Origin of the sequence: Bradyrhizobium sp. CCBAU 51753 (genome assembly GCF_015291565.1) — a bacterium.
Taxonomy (GTDB): Bacteria; Pseudomonadota; Alphaproteobacteria; order Rhizobiales; family Xanthobacteraceae; genus Bradyrhizobium; species Bradyrhizobium ivorense.
In genome coordinates this window covers 4,020,592-4,037,191 of the sequence record NZ_CP030037.1, presented here as the reverse complement: position 1 = coordinate 4,037,191, position 16,600 = coordinate 4,020,592, and the positions used below count along the sequence as shown (strand labels likewise).

Genomic DNA, 16,600 nt, shown 5'->3' with positions numbered 1-16,600 from the left:
AAGCATGCAGCAGCGCGGGACCATTCTTGCCCTGGATGTCGCCAGCAAGACCGGCGTCGCCTTCGGGCGACCCGGCGAGGTCCCGCGCCTTGAGACGGTCGACTTCCGCGGCAACGACGAGCTGCCGAACTTCTACGGCCGCGCGGTGGAATGGATGGCGACGCGGCTGCGAGATGATCCGCCTGACATGGTGGTGATCGAGCGCGCTGTCCCGCCGTCCGGCGCACAGGGCTTTACCAACCACGACACCACGATGATCACGATCGGGATGTTCGGCATTTTTGCCGGCATCACAGCCTGCAAGGGCGTCAGGCTCGAGTTTGCCTCGATCAACACCTGGAGAAAGCACTTCCTCGGCACCGCAAAGCTGAAGCGCGCGGAGGCGAAGAAAGCCGCAATCGATCGCTGCCGCTTGCTGGGATGGGATGCCGAGGACGACAACCAGGCGGATGCCGCTGGTATCTGGGACTGGGCCGGCCAAACATTCATGGGCCGGACCCCGGATGTACTTCATTTATTTGGGGAGAGGAAACGTGCCTGACCAAGCCGCGCCGCCCTCGTTCGACGACATGGCCGTCGCTATTACCCTTGCCGCCACCAAGGTCCGGCTCGATTTCGAGCAGATGGAGCTCCTGTCGCACCGTGTCGGGCTCTCGCCGATGGGCACCACGCTCGCGCTCGCCGAGCTGCAGAAAACCCTCGACCACCTCGCTGCGGCGCATCGCTTCCTCAAGGAGAGCGCCGCGGCCGAGACGGAGATCCGCGCCGTTGCTGCACGGAAGAAGATGGGCAGCTGGTTCAGTCGCATCCCGAAGGTGGCAGCGCTATGACCGAGCTCACCAGGATCAGCGGTGCCAAGTTCCGCGCCCGTCTCACCGGCAAGACCCTTTCCAACATCGACGCCAAGGAGAAGCCGAGGCTGTTCTGGATTGCGATCACGAACCTGCGAGTCGACGAGCGGTACCAGCGCAAGATCGTGGGCCGCGCTTCGGAGAAGAGCGTGCTGTCGATCGCCGAGAATTTCTCCTGGGCGAAGTTCGCGCCCGTCGTGGTGGCCGAGATCGACGGCGACGAGGAGCTGTTTGCGGTCATCGACGGCCAGCACCGCACCACTGCGGCGGCGCTGCGCGGGATCCGTGACGTTCCCTGCCTCGTGATGAAGGCCGGCTTTGCCGATCAGGCCGACGCGTTCGCCGCCATCAACGGCGGCGTCACGGCGATATCGACCATGCAGCTCTACCACGCCCGTGTCGCCGCCGGCGATGCCGAATCCGTCGCACTCCATGAGGCCTGCCGTGATGGCGGGGTCACCATCTGCCGCTATCCGATTCCGGCCGCCGACATAAGGGTCGGCGAGACGCTCGCGGCCGCGCGTCTCGCCCGGCAGCTGAAGCGCTACGGCCGTGATGTCTTCGTCGCCGCGCTGTCCTGCATCACGAAAACCGGCGACGGCAACATCGGCATGGTGCGGGCGCCCGTCGTGGAGGCGCTGTGCGCCGTGCTCGACGGCGAGCCGGCATGGGGGGGCGCAGGCGATGCGCTCATCGATGCCATGCAGAGCTTCGATTTCTTCAAGGCCTATTCCGATGCCCGCCTCCGCGCGGTTCAGGAAGGAATCGGCATTTCAGTTCCGCTCGTCGAGATCATCGGCGATCACCTCGAGAAGGCGCTTGTCACTGAACAATGACGTTTCCGGCGGCATTCCTCGACGATTTGCGCGCACGGCTTCCGGTCTCGGAAGTCGTTGGCCGGACGGTGAAGCTCAAGCGTCAGGGTGCTGAGTTCGTCGGTCTGTCACCGTTCAACAAGGAAAACTCGCCGTCCTTCACCGTCAATGACGCCAAGGGCTTCTATCACGATTTCTCGTCGGGTAAGCACGGCGACATCTTCAGCTTCCTGATGGAGACCCGCGGGGTCGACTTCCCGGCCGCGGTCGAGGAATGCGCCCAGATCGCGGGCCTTCCGGTGCCGAAGAACGGCAACGGCGGTGCGGGGCCGGCGCGCACCGCGCCGAGCCCGGCGTCACCGCCGGATCGCGATGAACCGCCTTTCGATCCCGATGCCTACGACATCTCACGTGCCGCGCCTGACCGCGGCAGACCATCCAAGCGCGAGATCACCCGGACCTACGACTATGCCGACGCCGGCGGCAGCCTGATCTACCAGGTCTGCCGCATCGAATGGATGGAAGGCGAAAAGCGCAAGAAGACCTTCATGCAGCGCCGCCCGTCCGGCGACGGCACGAGCTGGATCTGGGGGCTGTCGGCCGGCGAGTTCCTGCGCGGCCGCGACGGCGACTGGTACCAGGCAACGGAAGAGAGGATCGAGAAGTGGGTCGGTGCCGAACGCCGGCATTTCCCGATCGGCGTCCATCACGGCCTCTACCGGTTGATGGAGATGCGCGAGGAAGGCGATGCTGACGCCATCGTGTTCCTGCCCGAGGGCGAGAAGGACGTCGAGACCCTGCGTTCTATGGGTCTGGTCGCCACGACGAACAGCGGCGGCGCCCGCAACTGGCGCGCCGATCATGCAGAGATCCTGCGCGGCCGCGACGTCGTGATCCTCCTGGACAACGACCAGCCCGGGCGCGAGCGCGGCCAGATCGTCGCGCAATCCCTGAACAACGTCGCCAAGCGGATCCGCCTCGTCGATTTCGCCGGCGTCTGGGACATGGCACCGAAGGGTGCCGACGTCACCGACTGGGTGCGGGAGCGCGAAGGCACCGCCGAAGAGCTCCTCGAGATGGTTGCCGCCGCGGCGGACTGGCGCCCTCCTCCCTTCGTCTCGAAATTCGGCGGCATCACCTTCGAGCAGCTCGACGAGCCAGGACCCGAGCATGCCCACGTCATCGACGGCCTGATCACCGTCGGCGACAAGTCCGTCCTCGGCGGCGCCTCGCAGTCCGGCAAGTCCTTCCTCGCCATCCACATGGCGATGTGCATCGCGACCGCGATGAAATTCTTCGGCCACAAGATCATGACCCCGGGGCTCGTGATCTACCAGGCCGGCGAAGGCGGCCGCGGCATCAAGAAACGCTTCAGGGCCTGGCGACAGTATTTCGGCGCGGCGAAGGATCGCCGGATCCCGATCTATATCCTGCAGTCCAAGATCGACATCCACAGCCACGAGGGCGACACCGCGGCGCTGATCGAGGAGATCAAGGGCGTCGAGCGGCTCTACGGCATGCCGGCGATCGCGCTCTTCATCGACACCCTGCAGAAGGCGCAAGGGATGGCCGACGAGAATTCCGGCCGCGACATGGGCACGGTGATGGCGAACGTCGACCGGATCGCCGATGCTGTGCCGGGCTGCCACGTCTGCCTCGTGCACCACATGAACGCCAACGGCACGAAGCTGCGCGGCCACACCTCGGTCTATGCCGGCGTCGACCAGGTCATGCTGGTGTCGAAGGATCCGGAGAGTAAGCTCCGGACGATGACGCTCGACAAGCAGAAGGACGACGAGGACGGCGCCAAGATCCTGTTCGAGCTGATGCAGGTCGAGATCGGGCACCGCGCGATCGACGGCAAGCCGATCACTTCGTGCGTGACGCTGCCGATGGGCGAGAAGCTCGAGGTTAAGGGCAAGGGCCGCTTCAGCGACCGGACGCTGAGCCTGTCGGACCAGAACGCAAACATCCTGGCCGCACTGAAGAAGGCGATCGGAGACCATGGCGAGCCGGTGCCGCAGGTGCTGCGCGCGAAGCTGCCCCGGTCGATTGCAACCGTCGTCCAGTACAAATTCTGGAGGGACGCTTTCGAGGCCGTCGCCTTCGAGAAGAACCCGGCCACCGTGCGCAAGGCGATGGAGCGCGCCGGCCCGAAGTTCCTGCGCCTCGGCATCATCGGGCGGGACGGAAACTACGTCTGGTTGACCGGGCGCGAGGCCAATTCTGGCCCCACCGAGCTGCAGGGCGGCACCGCCCTGACGACCGAGACCCAAGGGGATTTGGAAGACGCCATGATGGCGGACGAGTGAGGTTGCGACATGTTGCGACATCCTGTTTTGCGACAACTGCAAAAAGAAAATATGCAGCAAAAACAACGAGAGCGACATGTTGCGACATCATACGACAGACATGATGCGCGATGTTGTCTCTTCCCTCGCTGTCTCATGGCGGAACAGCATCCGGACCTCGGCAAGGCCTGTTTTCAGGTGGCTGGCGGCGAGAAGGGACCATGGCCGCCGACGCTAGGGCAGCCGGTGAACGATCCCTGCTCGCTCGGCTCCCTGGCCCGCCTTGGCGCGCTGGTCGTTTATGCCATCGGAGCCCGCGAGGATGGCCCGATCAAGATCGGGATCACGTCCGATGTGGTGTCCCGGCTGAGCGCCCTGCAAACCGGCAACTGGCAGCAGCTCTCGGTCTTGTCCGCGCATTTTGCCGGCGCGCGCGCCACCGCGGCCAAGATCGAGGCCGCGCTGCACGGCAGGCTCGCTCACCGCAGCATGGTCGGCGAGTGGTTCGACCTGCCGCTCTCCGCCTTCCACTGCGCAATGCGGGAGCTCGTCAATGTCAATCGCTGATGACGAGGTGGACCTCACCCAGCTGTCGCTTGCCGACCGGGCCGAGCTCATGGCGCGGATCGATCGCGAAGGCGACGCCGATCTGCGCAGCTACGTCCTCGGCGCCCTCGGTTGGGGCACGGCGCCGCCGGCGCGCGCGACGCGCGAAAGCGTCCGCGAGCTGCCTCCGCAGTGGACGCAGGTGCACGTCCTGGACCGCCTCGAGGAGGCCTTCGCGGTGCTGGTGTCGCTGCCTGCCCGCACCAGGCCGAAACAGTTCGGCAACGGGATGCCGACGCCGGTTCAGGAGCGGCCGTCGCTGAAGGACCTTCTCGACATGGCCGAAGCCGGCGAGAGCTTCGAGGACTACCGCAACCGCGTCCGGATAGCGCCAACCACCGCGCAGATCACCAGGATGGACCAGGCGCTGCGGTGGCCTTTCGAGCACCTCGTCGACAATCCGGACCGCGCGCGCGCGCTGAGCCTGCGCGCGATGTGGGCGGCGATGAAGATCGACATCCGCAAGTGCTGTGAGCGGCGGGCGATCAAGCATGAGCTTTTCCAGCAGAATTGGCAGATCGGCCTGCGGACGGTCACCGAGCGCCTGATTATCACGCGGGTGGCCGTTTCGTGAAGAAATCCGGACGTCGCGCCCGGATGGCCGACAGCGTTCGCCAGCGGAGGCTTGACCAGCTGATGGCCGCGTACATCGCAGGACGAAGCTTGACCATCGCCGTTGCGATCGACAACGGCGCCGGCGTCATTCGCTTGGAAGCTGGCCTTTGGCCCGGCCCCATTCCGGCCGAAGGCGAGCGCGGTGAGGAGGCGTTCGTGTTCACCAAATCCGCGCATGCTGAGCTCGTGGTCGCGCAGTGTTCATCGACCTCAAGCATTGATGCCTTGAAGATCGATTTCGAGATCGCGGCGGCCGCCGTCGGCGCAACATGGGAACAGCCGGTCAAGGTTCTGGCTGCGGCAGCTGACGAGATCCGCGAGCTCGAGACCCAACTCGACGCCTGGAACAAGTCGGGCGGCCTGCGGACGATGAACGCGGCCTACAAGCAGTACCGGGCGCTGGCGGTCGCCACGGCTGCGCCGGCGCTGAGCTACTCGGACTACCTGCATGCCTACAAGGTCAAGGTTGCCCACCTCGTCGGCCAGAACGTCGCTCGCGGCCTACCGAAGCACACCGGCATCCTGGCGCTGGTGCCCGATCCGTTGCCTTCGGTGCCGTGGCGGAAGTAGCGGCGAATCATGCTGGTATCGTGTCCCTAGCCTGCGCATAACGTAGCCGTATGTGCGACATATCGACGATGTCTCGTCGTGTCCGACGGACGGACGAAGAACTTTTTTATACATCTAGATCAATAAGTTAGCTGCGCGACATCATGGTATGTCGCAAGTTGTCGCTTGACATTCCAAAAATTTCGCGGTTCTCATCGCGCGCATCCGCATTAAGCGGAACTGTGTCCAAGCGGAAGCAAGCCGCCTCAAGCGGCGCCAGCTTCCCGCCCCTGACCTCACCTCACAGACAGTCTTATCCGGTACCGCGCGAGACGAGCGATGTGCGAACGCGCCTGAAGGCGCTCGCATGTCCACTTTGTCCCCGATGTCCCTCAATCCTTAATGGGCGGAAAAATCGACATGCCGTCTGGCGCGCAGATCGCCGGCAGCGTGCCGGTCCTCTTTTGCTGCACAACCGAAGGCCAGCGCATCATCTCGATCGGCCGACACAAGATTGCCTATGACGACGATGGCGGCATGCCCGTGCAGCTCCAAGCCACGGCCGGCGAGAAGGTCTCTACAAGCGCCCCGTCCCGTTCTTGAACAATATTCACACCTCCCGCGCGCGTGGGTCCTGCATGCATCCGTCGATCGACGAGGAGCAGCTTGCCGCTTCGCTCGACGACGTCTGGCGGACGCCGGTGCGGATCAAGAACAAGTTCCGGATCAAGGGCCATTCCGAATGGGTGGCCGAGGCGCTGACCAGGCTGGCTGACGCCGGCCGGATCGAGCGGAAGGTCGAGGAGACCAAGGGCATCCGCAAGGGTCGCGGCGCGGTCTTCCGCGCGCAGACGTTCGAGACGTTCCGGCGGCTGCAGGCTCAGTGATGGCGACGAACCCGCCCGAGCATCCGTGCATGATCTGCGGCGGCAAGCTCGAATGGCGCATGGTCGAAACGAGGCGCGCGCCGGGCGGCCTCTGGTTTGGGCCGACTGAGTACGAGCAGTTGCCACACACCTGCCCGCCCGGCGCGGCCGAAGCTTGGCTTGAGCGGATCATCGACCGGTCGCCGCGCAAGCCGTTCTTCACAGTGATCGGTCAAAAAACGGAGAAGACAGCAATGTCCCACGCATTCATGCGCGCCAAGATGCAGGTCAACAAGGTTGAGCGGTTCGCCGGTCAGGACCGGATCACCTGCAATGCCGTAGCCCGGTCGACGCCCTACCCGGCCGACGGCAGCGATGAAGACAACACCTACGCGAAGTTCAGCCCTGCCGGCGAGCTGTCGCTGACGATCGCCAACCCGGCGCTGCTCGGTATGATCGAGCCGGGCCAGAAGTTCTATCTCGATTTTGTTCGGGTGCCGGAACAGCCGGCAGCGAAGGATTCCAAGGCGGACTGACCAACCGCCAACCAGTGCCGGCGCTCGCTCGTCATGGGGAGTGCCGGCCGCTCTTCCACCAGCAACCCGAGGCCAGTCGGATGCCGCGCAATTTCGGTGTTCGCCAGTCCGCATCCGAGTTCTGGAACGACGGCGAGCCGGAGCGCGATCCGAAGTGGCCGTACTGGGTGATCGGCGCGGCCACTCTGCTGCTGGTCGGCATCGGGATCTTCATCGCGTGAACAAGCTCTTCGGCGGGATCATCGAGTTCCTGGCGGACTCGATGACGCACAAGGCGCCGAAGGATGACCACCGCGCGATCGCCGGCGCGCTGATCGAACTTCTGAAGTCCAACCACAGGATCATCACCATGAGCCAGCAGCTCCTCGACGCCGTCGCGACCCTCACCGGCAACGTCAACACCTTGGCGACCAACATCGCTGCGCATGACACCGCCGTGCAGGCGGAGATTGCCGCGCTGACCGCGGCGCTTGCCGCCGCCGGCGTCACCGATCCGGACGTGCAGGCCTCGATCGACAAGATCACCGCAGCCAGTAACGGCATCGCGGCCGCCGCGGCGACCGTCGCCACCGAGACCGCGGCACTGTCGGCTTCGCTGCCGCCCGGTGCGCCGGCGAGCTGAGAACCGGCATCAGGAGTAGCGTTGTGACGACATCTGCCGGCCGCGTCCGCGGCAAAGTCAAGTTCTTCTCGGATGCGAAGGGCTACGGCTTCATTCGCCCCGAGGGCGGCGGCGACGAGGTGTTCGTTCATCGCACCGACCTCGGCAGCTCGCTGCATATCCTGCTGCCGGACCAGGTCGTGACCTACGAGCTCGCCAAGGCCGAGAAGGGACTGAAGGCGACCAACGTCGAGCTGGCGTGATGGACGCCGCGGCGGCGCCGAAACCGAAGCGGAAGCCGGCGAAGAAGCGCAAGCGCAAGGTTGGGCGGCCCAGGGCCGAGATCAGCCTCGCCCGATACCGCAGGCTCTGCATGTTCCAGTTCACCGACGAGGAACTGGCCGCGGCGCTCAACGTCTCGAAGTCGACCATCATCCAGCTGCGAAAAGAGCCAGCCTTCGCCGAGGCGTGGGAGCGCGGTCAGGCCGAAGGTCGCGTCCGCGTCAAGCGCCGCGGCTTCGAGCTGATGAAGCTGAACAACTCCGCCGGCGTGCAGGCCTGGCGCGAGCACACCCGGTTTTATCTCGGCTGGACCGAGAAGCGCCTCGTCGAGCTGACCGGCCAGAACGGTGGACCGATCCAGCACGTCGACCTCAGTAAAGCGACCGATGAACAGCTCGCGGCACTCGAAGCTCTCTTCGGTCCCCTTGCCCTCGCCGCAAGCGATGATGGCGGCGATCAGGGCGGAGCGGACACGGCGGGAGACCGAGCGGGAGCGTGAACGGCTTACCCGCGACGCGGACGCGATCCGCGCGCGGTGCGAGAGATTGGCGGGCTTCTTCCGTGAGGCCTGGCATGTGCTCGAGCCGAACACGCCGCTGATCTGGAACTGGCACCTCGACGCACTGTGCGAGCACCTCGAGGCGATCACCGCCGGCCGGATCAACCGATTCCTTGCCAATGTGATCCCGGGCTCGTCGAAGTCGCTGGCCGTCAGCGTGATGTGGCAGGCCTGGGAATGGGGTCCGAAGGGGCTCCGCTCGATGCGGTACCTCACGACCGCATTCAACGACGGCCCGGTCAAGCGCGACACCCGCAAGTGCCGCGACCTGATGCTGTCGGACTGGTACCAGGCGCTGTGGCCCGAGGTGGTGCTGACCCGCACCGGCGAGACCTCGTTCGCGAACTCGTCGACCGGCACCCGCGAGGGCGTTGCCTTCGGCTCGCTGACCTCGCAGCGCGGCGATCGTCTCGTGATCGACGACCCACACTCGACCGAGACGGCCGAGAGCCAGACCGAGCGCGACAACACCACGCGGAAATTCCGCGAAGGCGCGCTGAACCGCCTCAACGACCAGGAGCGGTCGGCGATCGTGGTCATCATGCAGCGCCTGCATGAGGACGACATCTCGGGCGTCATCCTCAAGCTGAAGATGGGCTACGTCCATCTGATGCTGCCGATGGAGTTCGAGGCCGAGCGGCGCTGCACCACCTCGATCGGCTTTACCGACCCGCGGACCGCGGACGGCGATCTGCTCGACCCGGGCCGCTTCTCGCGCGAGACCGTCGAGAAGCTGAAGCGCGACATGACGGCCTATGCCTATGCCGGCCAGTATCAGCAAAGACCATCGCCGCGCGAGGGTGGCATGTTCAAGCGGCACTGGTTCGAGTTCGTGCCGGCGCCGCCCGCGGCAACGCGCTGGTGTCGAGGCTGGGACCTTGCCGCGAGCAAGAAGAAATCGCAGACCGCCTCAGGCCCGGCCTACACCGCCGGCGTCAGGCTCGGTGTTGCCTCGGGCACCTATTACATCGCCCATGCGGTCCGCGAGCGCGCTTCGCCGGCCGAGGTCGACACGCTGATCAAGAACACCGCGACCCAGGACGGCACAGCTGTCCGGATCTCGATCCCGCAGGATCCAGGACAGGCCGCAAAGGGCCAGGTCCTGGCCTTCGCCAAGCTGCTCGCCGGCTTCGACGTCCGCTTCTCGCCGGAGAGCGGCGACAAGGAGCTGCGCGCGAACCCGGTGTCGGCGCAGGCCGAGGTCGGCAACGTCAAGATCATCCGCACCGGCGATGCGGCGAAGGATGCCTGGATCGAGCCGTTCCTCGAGGAGCTGAGCCTATTTCCGGCCGGCACCTTCAAGGACCAGACCGACGCGCTGAGCCGCGCGTTCGCGGAGCTGCTCGAGCCGGCGCCGCCGCCGACGCCCGACATCGGCAGCCCGGTGCAGGTCTCAGCCGGCGTACCGAACCACTGAAGGGAAGCTGAACCTTGGCCGACGCAAACGACATCGCCAAGGTCTCGCCGCCGGGCCCACCGCGGCCCGAGGGTACGCCCTACATAGGCCCCGGCATCCAGGGTGATCCGAACGCCAAGGCGTTCGGCGAGATCGGTGTTTCCGGCCTCAAAGTCTTCTCGGGCTATCTGAACGAGGAATACCTGCCCGAGCTCCGCGGGCAGCAGGCGATCAAGGTCTATCGGCAGATGTCGGAGACCGATCCGGTCGTGAACGCGGTGCTGACCGCCGTCACGCTGATCCTCCGCGCTGTGGACTGGCGCGTCGAGCCGGCGAACGACAGCGGCGAGGCGCAGAAGGAGGCCGAGTTCGCGCAGTCGCTGCTGACCGACATGTCGCACACCTGGGGCGACACGGTCGCCGAGATCATGTCGATGCTGTCGTTTGGCTGGTCGTACCACGAGATGGTGCTGAAACGCCGCGTCGGGCCCGACCAGAACGACGGCTCGACCAGGTCGAAATATACCGACGGCCGCATTGGCATCCGCAAGCTGCCGATCCGCTCGCAGGACTCGCTGCAGCGCTGGGAGATGCAGCAGGACGGCGGCATCGACGGGCTCTGGCAGATGCCGCCGCAGGGCGGGCAGACGCTGTTCGTGCCTATCAACCGCGCCCTGCTGTTCCGGACGACGTCGCGGAAGAACTCACCCGAAGGTGTCTCGATCCTGCGCGCGGCCTATCGGCCATGGTATCTGAAGAAGTCGATCGAGGACTTCGAGGCGATCGGCGTCGAGCGCGAGCTCGCCGGCCTGCCGGTCGTCTCGATCCCGTCGAAATATCTCGCGGCGAACGCCACCGCTGAGGACAAGGCTGTTCTTCAGCAGTACGTCAAAGTCGCTCGCGACATGAAGTTCAATCACCAGGGCGGGCTGGTCAAAAGCTCTGACCACTTCCCGATGGCAGACGGCAACCCGTCGTCCGTCCCGATGGTGAAGGTTGAGCTGTTGTCGACCGGCGGCCGCCGCGCCATCGAGACCGACCCGATCATCGCGCGATACAACCGCAACATCGCGATGTCGGCGCTCGCCGACTTCATCACGCTGGGCGACCAGAAAGGTTCGTACGCCCTCTCGAAGAACAAGTCCGAGCTGTTCCTGCGTGCCTGCGAGACCTACCTGAATCAGATCGCGGACGTCATGAACCGGTTCATGCTGCCGCGGATCTTTTCCTACAACGGCATACCGTGGGATCTGATCCCGGAGATGAAGCCCGGGCGCGTGGCGCCGGTCGACCTGAACGAGCTCGGCACCTACATCCAGCAGCTCGCCGGCGCCGGCGCGCCGCTGTTTCCGAACGAGGAGCTGTCGGCGTATCTCGCCGATGCGGCGGGGCTGCCGGAGCCGGCGCCGGAGACGGCGGTCGACGTCCGGACCAAGGACGGTGACCCGGCCGAGGGCGATCTGGCGGCCGACGACTTCATGTCCGCCCAGGGCGGCCCGGGAAGCAAGGCAGCCTGATGTTCGTCGTCGCGAAGTCGGCCACCGATCCGCGGTGGCTGCTGCGGCGATCGCCGCCGTTCCGCCCGGCAGCGCCGGCCATCGCCAAGATGTCGGCAGCCGACGCCGCAGAGATCGATCGCCTGCTGAGCCAGGCCGACCAGGTCAGCGCCAAGGTCAGGAAGTCGTTCCTCGACGCGATCGCCCGAATCGATGCGCAGATCGACGTCGGCGAGCTGAAGGCGCTGCTGCAGCAGGGTCGCGTCGACCAGGCGCTGCAACTGGTGAACAGCCACCTGTCGGCTGCTGGTTTTCAGCCGGTGGCCAACACCATCACTGCTGGCGCCATCCAGGCCGCGCGCGCCGCAGAGCCGGCGCTGTCGGCCGCAAACGTGTCGTTCGGTGCGATGAACCCGCACACGGTCGACTTTCTGCGGACCTACGAGATGGGGCTGGTGCGCCAGCTCGGCGCCGACGCCCGGGCCTCGGTGGCGTCAGCGGTGCGCGCCGGCGTCTCGGCCGGCCGCAACCCGCTCGATGTCGCGCGCGATGTCCGGCAGTTCATCGGCCTGACCGAGAACCAGACCCGCGCGGTGCTGAACTATCGCCGGATGCTGGAGAACGGTAGCCGTGATGCCCTGCAGCGGGCGCTCCGCGACAGGCGGTTCGATGCGTCGGTGCTGCGCGCGATCGAGGACGGCGCCGCGATGATGCCCGAGAAGGTCGATCGTCTCGTCGCCCGCTATACGGAACGATATCTGCGGTACCGGTCGGAGACGATCGCGCGCACGGAATCGATCCGGGCGGTGAACTCGGGCAACAACCTGCTCTGGCGGCAGGCCGTGCACGATGGCCGGTTCGGCGCCGACCAGGTCACGAAGACCTGGGCGACCGTCGTGGACAACAAGGTCCGGCATGCTCATGTCGAGCTCGACGGCACCACAGTGAAGCTGAACGAGAACTTCCAGTGTTCGGCGGGCCCGATCGCCTATCCCGGCGATCCGAACGCCAGCCCGGAGAACACCTGCAACTGCAGATGTGCCGTTCTGTACCGGTTCAAGCTTCGGCCGCGGACCTGACGAGAACGCCGCCGGCTTCGAGTCGCCCGAGCAGGTCGACCATGATCGTGCGGAGTGTTTCGTCGCCACAAATGCTGATCTGCCGCTCGACCTGTTCATGCAGGTCCGAGAGGAATGCCAGCGTCGAGCCATGGGGCTCGGCGAGCGGCGTGTCGACTGTTCCGTGTCGCCTGTCGAAGGCGCTCGCGTGACGCGGTGGGACGTTCACCACGAACGTCGGCCCCCCATCTACCGTGCCGCCCGCTGCAAGTCCTGCGCTCTTCTCGCTCATCGCCAAACCTCTGAGGGACAACGTCCTTGCCATTCACCACCGCCAACCAGCAGGTGATCGCCAAATTCCTGCCGGCGCCGGCGCTGGAGGTCTTTTGTAAAGCTGCGACCCAGGCCGAGCAAGACAACAAACCTTACAACGATTGCGTCAAGGCGGGCTGGACGGCGGTTGGTGCGGCCGGGTGGCAGAAGCCGGCCACCGGCAAGAAGTGGATCCGGAAGGATGATCCCGGCGGCAGCAGCGTCCATGTTGACGCGCCGCTCGGCGGCGCCCGCAAGAAACCGAAGGCCGAGGACGACATGACCGAGAAGTTCGACACCGAGGCCAGCGTCTTCAAGGTCGACGACAGCCTCGGTCTCGTGTTCGGCTGGGCCATCGTCTGCAACAAGGCCGGCGAGGCCTACTACGACACCCAGGGTGACCACATCCCTGAGGACTCGATGCTGAAGGCGGCCGCCGACTTCATGAAGAACAGCCGCGTTGCGAAGGACATGCACCAGGGCGACGAGATCGGGCCCGTGGTGTTCGCCTGGCCGATGACGGCCGAGATTGCCAAGGCCATGGGCATCGAGACCGAGACTACCGGCCTGATGATCGCGATGCTGCCGCCGGCGGACATCCTCGCGAAGTTCAAGGACGGCTCCTACACCGGATTTTCGATCGGCGGCGACCGCGTCCACGACGAAGAGGTCGCAGCATGATCGAATATGCAATCTCGTTCTTCATCGTGGCCGCCGCGATCGCGCTGCTGATCTACGTGGGCAAGAAGTGAACTACGGTCTCTCCGCCGCACCAGCAGTGCGCTGGCTGATCTCGTCGGACAGCGGCGTCTTCAACGCCGTGCGCGGGTTCATCGCTGACCTCTCTCAGCGCGACTACGTCGACGTCGCGGGACCGCCCAGCACCGACGACATGCACCGTTACCTGCACAAGATGGCACAGACCGTGCCGCTGCCCTGCGTGCGGCTCAAGCTGCGCATGGTGAAAAATCTGACCACCGACGAGCGCGGCGTCGAGGTGACCTGCTCAGACCGCGATCTCGAGGAGATCGCCCGCTGGCAGCGCCGAGCTGTCGCCAAGAGGTAACGACGATGTCGAAGCGCATCATGCGGGCGTTCAAGATGAACGAGATCTCGGCCGTCGACCGACCGGCACAGGCCGGCGCGCGCATGACCATCATGAAGCGCGACGACACGGAGCCCTATTGGAAGCGCAACTTCTCGCAAGATCAGCGCGACCATCTTGCCAGTACCGGCGCGGCGTTGCCGGACGGTTCATTCCCGATCCAGAACGGGGGCGACCTCGAGAACGCCATCCACGCCGTCGGCCGGGCGAACGACCCTGCCAAGGCAAAGGCGCACATCATCGCGCGGGCGAAGTCGCTGGGTCTTGCCAGCAAGCTGCCCGACGGCTGGGTGTCCAAAAACGGAAAGGTTGAAGACATGACCGCAGAGGAACTGAAGAAGGCGATCGACGATGCCGTGAAGACGTCACCGCTCGTTATCGACCTGAAGAAGCAGCTCGAAGCCGCGACCTCGCAGCTGGAAGCCATCACCAAGGCGAAGAAGCCGAAGCAGCAGAACGCCGACGACATGTCGGAGCCGGATGCCGACGACGAGACCGCCAAGGCCTGGCGCCCGTATGTCGAGAAGCGTGTCGCCGCGGCGCTTGCCAAGGCGAAGGAGGAGTTCGAAGCCGAGCTCGCCAAGCGTGCGGATATCGCCAAGAACGACGACAGCTTCACCGCTGAAGGCGGCGCCGTCATTCGCAAGTCCGACTACGCCAAGGCCGAGCACTACGAGCTGGCCAAGGCCCAGCAAGAGCGGCTGGAGATCCAGGACTTCTCCAAGCGCGCCGCGGCGGAGATCCCGGTCCTGCCCGGCACCGAGCTCGCCAAGGCGAAAGCGCTGCGCGCGATCGCCAAGCTCGGCAAGGAGGATCGCGAGGCGATCGAGGCCATGCTCAAGGGCGGCAATGCCGCCATGAAGGCGCAGATGACCGTGCTCGGCAAGGACGGCGGCGGCGACGACACCGCCGAGGGCCAACTCGCCAAGATGGTCGAGACCTACGCCACCGAGAAGAAGGTCACCAAGGCCGAGGCCTACACCAAGGTGCTCGACACCAAGGAAGGCAAGGAACTCTACGCGAAGTCGCTCAACGAGAAGCGCGCGGCCTGATCTCAGGCTCCGCGGCATAGCGCCTGCCGGCTGAGCCGCCGGCTGGCGCACCCGCCCACGACGTCACCGATCTAAATCGAAAGGACGACCATGTCGTTCGACCATACCGCTCATCTCGACATCAGCCTGCCGGCGGCGGGCGACCTCTCCACGAAGCAGTATCGCTTCGTTTCCCTCGACTCTTCCGGAAACATCGCGGTCGCAACCCGCGGTGCACTGGCCATCGGCGTCCTTCAGGACAATCCGGGCGCGGCCGGTCGGCCGGGCCGCGTGCGCACCGTGTCCGGCACCATGACGAAGGTCGTGCTCGGCGGCAGCGTCACGGCTGGCCAGGCCGGCGTTTCGGATGCCAACGGCGCGGCCGTGAACGCGGCCTCGACCGACAACGCCTACATGGGTTTCTTCCAGGGGTCCGGATCGAGCGGCGACATCGTCGCCTTCCTGCTCCAGCCCCGCGGCCTGTCGTAAGACAACGCTGCACCCTCCGCCCTGACAGCCCGCCCTCACCGGCGGGCTTTTTCGTGGGCTCGTCTCTTTGATCTCGAAAAGGCCGAAAGGAACTTTCCGCCATGGGTAACCCCACTGCGGGCGACGTCCACGTCAATACGCCGCTCACCAACATCTCGATCGCGTTCATGCAGAACCCGGCCGGCTTTGTTGCCGATCGCGTGTTCCCGAACGTGCCGGTGCTCAAGCAATCCGACCGGTACTTCACCTACTCCCGCGCGGACTTCAACCGCGACACCATGCGCAAGCGCGCGCCCGGCACCGAGTCGGCCGGCGCCGGTTGGCGTGTCGACAATACGCCCAGCTATTTCGCGGACGTCTGGGCGCTCCACAAGGACATCGAGGACCAGATCCGCGCCAACGCGGATTCGCCGCTCGATATGGATCGCGATGCGACGCTGTTCCTGTCGCAGCAGGCGCTGATCAACCGCGAGGTGAACTGGGCATCGAACTTCTTCACCACCGGCAAGTGGACCGGTGCCGCGGTGGACGTTTCCGGCGTCTCCGCCTCTCCGACCGGCAATTCGGTGCTGCAGTGGAACGATGCGAACGCGACCCCGGTCGCGGACGTGAAGAAGTACAACGATGCCATCCATCTGGCTTCGGGCTTCCGCGCCAACAAGCTGGTGATGGGTCGGCAGGTCTGGTCGAAGACCTCCGAGTGTCCGTCGATCACCGACCGCGTCAAATACGGCGCATCGCCCGGCGCGCCCGCGATCATCACCAAACAGGCGGTTGCAGCCCTCATGGAGATCGACGAGATCCTCGTGATGGACGCCATCCAGAACACCGGCAACGAGAACAACGCGGAGAACACCGCGGGCACGGTCAACGCCGGTGAGTCCAACGCCTTCATCGGCGGCAAGGCTGCGCTGCTGGTCTACGCAGCCCCGTCACCGTCAATCATGCAGCCGTCCGGAGGCTACACCTTCTCCTGGACCGGGTTCATGGGCGCCGGGAGCATGGGCCAGCGCATCAAGCGCTTCCGGATGGAGGCGCTGGAATCCGATCGCGTGGAGATCCAGCAGGCCTATGTGCCGAAGCTGATCGCCTCCGAGGTCGGCGTCTACTTCACCACCCTCATCGCGTAACCCCGACAGAGA

General features: G+C 65.4%; 23 protein-coding genes. 22 read left to right on the top strand and 1 reads right to left on the bottom strand.

Annotated elements, in window-relative coordinates:
• The first annotated feature begins 4 nt into the window (after nucleotides 1-4).
• The 17 genes from XH93_RS17960 to XH93_RS17880 all read left to right on the top strand — a co-directional run bounded on the left by XH93_RS17960 (nucleotide 5) and on the right by XH93_RS17880 (nucleotide 12,542).
• Entirely contained in the window at nucleotides 5-541 is a 537-nt protein-coding gene (locus XH93_RS17960; RefSeq protein WP_194474555.1) for a hypothetical protein, read from the top strand.
• Nucleotides 534-830 carry a hypothetical protein gene (locus tag XH93_RS17955; RefSeq protein ID WP_194474554.1) on the top strand — a complete coding sequence of 99 codons (297 nt, stop codon included), beginning with the start codon at nucleotides 534-536 and terminating at the stop codon, nucleotides 828-830. Before XH93_RS17960 ends, XH93_RS17955 begins: the two co-directional genes overlap by 8 nt.
• Nucleotides 827-1,687, top strand: coding sequence for a DUF6551 family protein (locus XH93_RS17950; RefSeq protein WP_194474553.1), 861 nt, complete (start codon nucleotides 827-829; stop codon nucleotides 1,685-1,687). Before XH93_RS17955 ends, XH93_RS17950 begins: the two co-directional genes overlap by 4 nt.
• Nucleotides 1,684-3,978: an AAA family ATPase gene (locus XH93_RS17945; RefSeq protein WP_194474552.1), complete on the top strand. Its 2,295-nt coding sequence runs from the start codon at nucleotides 1,684-1,686 to the stop codon at nucleotides 3,976-3,978. The genes XH93_RS17950 and XH93_RS17945 overlap by 4 nt, the downstream gene beginning before the upstream one ends.
• A 9-nt stretch (nucleotides 3,979-3,987) precedes the next feature.
• On the top strand, nucleotides 3,988-4,524 hold the full coding sequence (locus XH93_RS17940) for a GIY-YIG nuclease family protein (protein WP_194474551.1): 537 nt from the start codon (nucleotides 3,988-3,990) through the stop codon (nucleotides 4,522-4,524).
• The gene (locus XH93_RS17935) at nucleotides 4,511-5,137 is read left to right on the top strand and encodes a DUF6362 family protein (protein WP_194474550.1); all 627 of its coding nucleotides are present in this window, start codon (nucleotides 4,511-4,513) and stop codon (nucleotides 5,135-5,137) included. Before XH93_RS17940 ends, XH93_RS17935 begins: the two co-directional genes overlap by 14 nt.
• A 23-nt stretch (nucleotides 5,138-5,160) precedes the next feature.
• Nucleotides 5,161-5,748, top strand: a complete 588-nt coding sequence (locus XH93_RS17930; RefSeq protein WP_210340496.1) for a hypothetical protein — start codon at nucleotides 5,161-5,163, stop codon at nucleotides 5,746-5,748.
• Nucleotides 5,749-6,147: 399 nt separating this feature from the next.
• The gene (locus tag XH93_RS17925; RefSeq protein ID WP_194474548.1) at nucleotides 6,148-6,330 is read left to right on the top strand and encodes a hypothetical protein; all 183 of its coding nucleotides are present in this window, start codon (nucleotides 6,148-6,150) and stop codon (nucleotides 6,328-6,330) included.
• Between the two features lie 35 nt (nucleotides 6,331-6,365).
• Complete coding sequence (locus tag XH93_RS17920; RefSeq protein WP_194474547.1) at nucleotides 6,366-6,614, top strand: hypothetical protein; 249 nt, start codon at nucleotides 6,366-6,368, stop codon at nucleotides 6,612-6,614.
• Nucleotides 6,614-7,129, top strand: a complete 516-nt coding sequence (locus tag XH93_RS41910; RefSeq protein ID WP_210340495.1) for a hypothetical protein — start codon at nucleotides 6,614-6,616, stop codon at nucleotides 7,127-7,129. The genes XH93_RS17920 and XH93_RS41910 overlap by 1 nt, the downstream gene beginning before the upstream one ends.
• Nucleotides 7,130-7,209: 80 nt before the next feature.
• Nucleotides 7,210-7,350 (top strand): hypothetical protein, encoded by a 141-nt coding sequence (locus XH93_RS17910; protein WP_194474546.1) that lies wholly within the window; start codon nucleotides 7,210-7,212, stop codon nucleotides 7,348-7,350.
• Complete coding sequence (locus XH93_RS17905; protein WP_194474545.1) at nucleotides 7,347-7,751, top strand: hypothetical protein; 405 nt, start codon at nucleotides 7,347-7,349, stop codon at nucleotides 7,749-7,751. The genes XH93_RS17910 and XH93_RS17905 overlap by 4 nt, the downstream gene beginning before the upstream one ends.
• Before the next feature lie 23 nt (nucleotides 7,752-7,774).
• Nucleotides 7,775-7,993, top strand: coding sequence for a cold-shock protein (locus XH93_RS17900; RefSeq protein ID WP_194474544.1), 219 nt, complete (start codon nucleotides 7,775-7,777; stop codon nucleotides 7,991-7,993).
• Nucleotides 7,993-8,511: a hypothetical protein gene (locus XH93_RS17895; protein WP_194475555.1), complete on the top strand. Its 519-nt coding sequence runs from the start codon at nucleotides 7,993-7,995 to the stop codon at nucleotides 8,509-8,511. Before XH93_RS17900 ends, XH93_RS17895 begins: the two co-directional genes overlap by 1 nt.
• Before the next feature lie 46 nt (nucleotides 8,512-8,557).
• Nucleotides 8,558-9,988, top strand: a complete 1,431-nt coding sequence (gene terL / locus XH93_RS17890) for a phage terminase large subunit (RefSeq protein ID WP_371815082.1) — start codon at nucleotides 8,558-8,560, stop codon at nucleotides 9,986-9,988.
• A gap of 14 nt (nucleotides 9,989-10,002) precedes the next feature.
• On the top strand, nucleotides 10,003-11,484 hold the full coding sequence (locus tag XH93_RS17885; RefSeq protein WP_194474542.1) for a hypothetical protein: 1,482 nt from the start codon (nucleotides 10,003-10,005) through the stop codon (nucleotides 11,482-11,484).
• A complete protein-coding gene (locus XH93_RS17880) occupies nucleotides 11,484-12,542 on the top strand; it encodes a phage minor head protein (RefSeq protein ID WP_194474541.1) in 1,059 nt (352 codons plus the stop codon). Before XH93_RS17885 ends, XH93_RS17880 begins: the two co-directional genes overlap by 1 nt.
• Here the strand turns inward: XH93_RS17880 and XH93_RS17875 are convergent.
• On the bottom strand, nucleotides 12,520-12,813 hold the full coding sequence (locus XH93_RS17875; protein WP_194474540.1) for a hypothetical protein: 294 nt from the start codon (nucleotides 12,811-12,813) through the stop codon (nucleotides 12,520-12,522). The genes XH93_RS17880 and XH93_RS17875 overlap by 23 nt on opposite strands.
• A gap of 26 nt (nucleotides 12,814-12,839) precedes the next feature.
• Here XH93_RS17875 and XH93_RS41905 point away from each other — a divergent pair, with 26 nt between their 5' ends.
• The 5 genes from XH93_RS41905 to XH93_RS17850 all read left to right on the top strand — a co-directional run bounded on the left by XH93_RS41905 (nucleotide 12,840) and on the right by XH93_RS17850 (nucleotide 16,588).
• Nucleotides 12,840-13,514 (top strand): XkdF-like putative serine protease domain-containing protein, encoded by a 675-nt coding sequence (locus XH93_RS41905; RefSeq protein WP_210340494.1) that lies wholly within the window; start codon nucleotides 12,840-12,842, stop codon nucleotides 13,512-13,514.
• A gap of 67 nt (nucleotides 13,515-13,581) precedes the next feature.
• Entirely contained in the window at nucleotides 13,582-13,899 is a 318-nt protein-coding gene (locus XH93_RS17865) for a hypothetical protein (RefSeq protein WP_194474539.1), read from the top strand.
• A 5-nt stretch (nucleotides 13,900-13,904) separates the two neighbouring features.
• Complete coding sequence (locus XH93_RS17860; protein ID WP_194474538.1) at nucleotides 13,905-14,990, top strand: hypothetical protein; 1,086 nt, start codon at nucleotides 13,905-13,907, stop codon at nucleotides 14,988-14,990.
• Nucleotides 14,991-15,080: 90 nt separating this feature from the next.
• Complete coding sequence (locus XH93_RS17855) at nucleotides 15,081-15,458, top strand: capsid cement protein (protein WP_194474537.1); 378 nt, start codon at nucleotides 15,081-15,083, stop codon at nucleotides 15,456-15,458.
• 101 nt (nucleotides 15,459-15,559) lie between these two features.
• Entirely contained in the window at nucleotides 15,560-16,588 is a 1,029-nt protein-coding gene (locus XH93_RS17850; RefSeq protein WP_194474536.1) for a hypothetical protein, read from the top strand.
• Nucleotides 16,589-16,600: the final 12 nt, after the last annotated feature.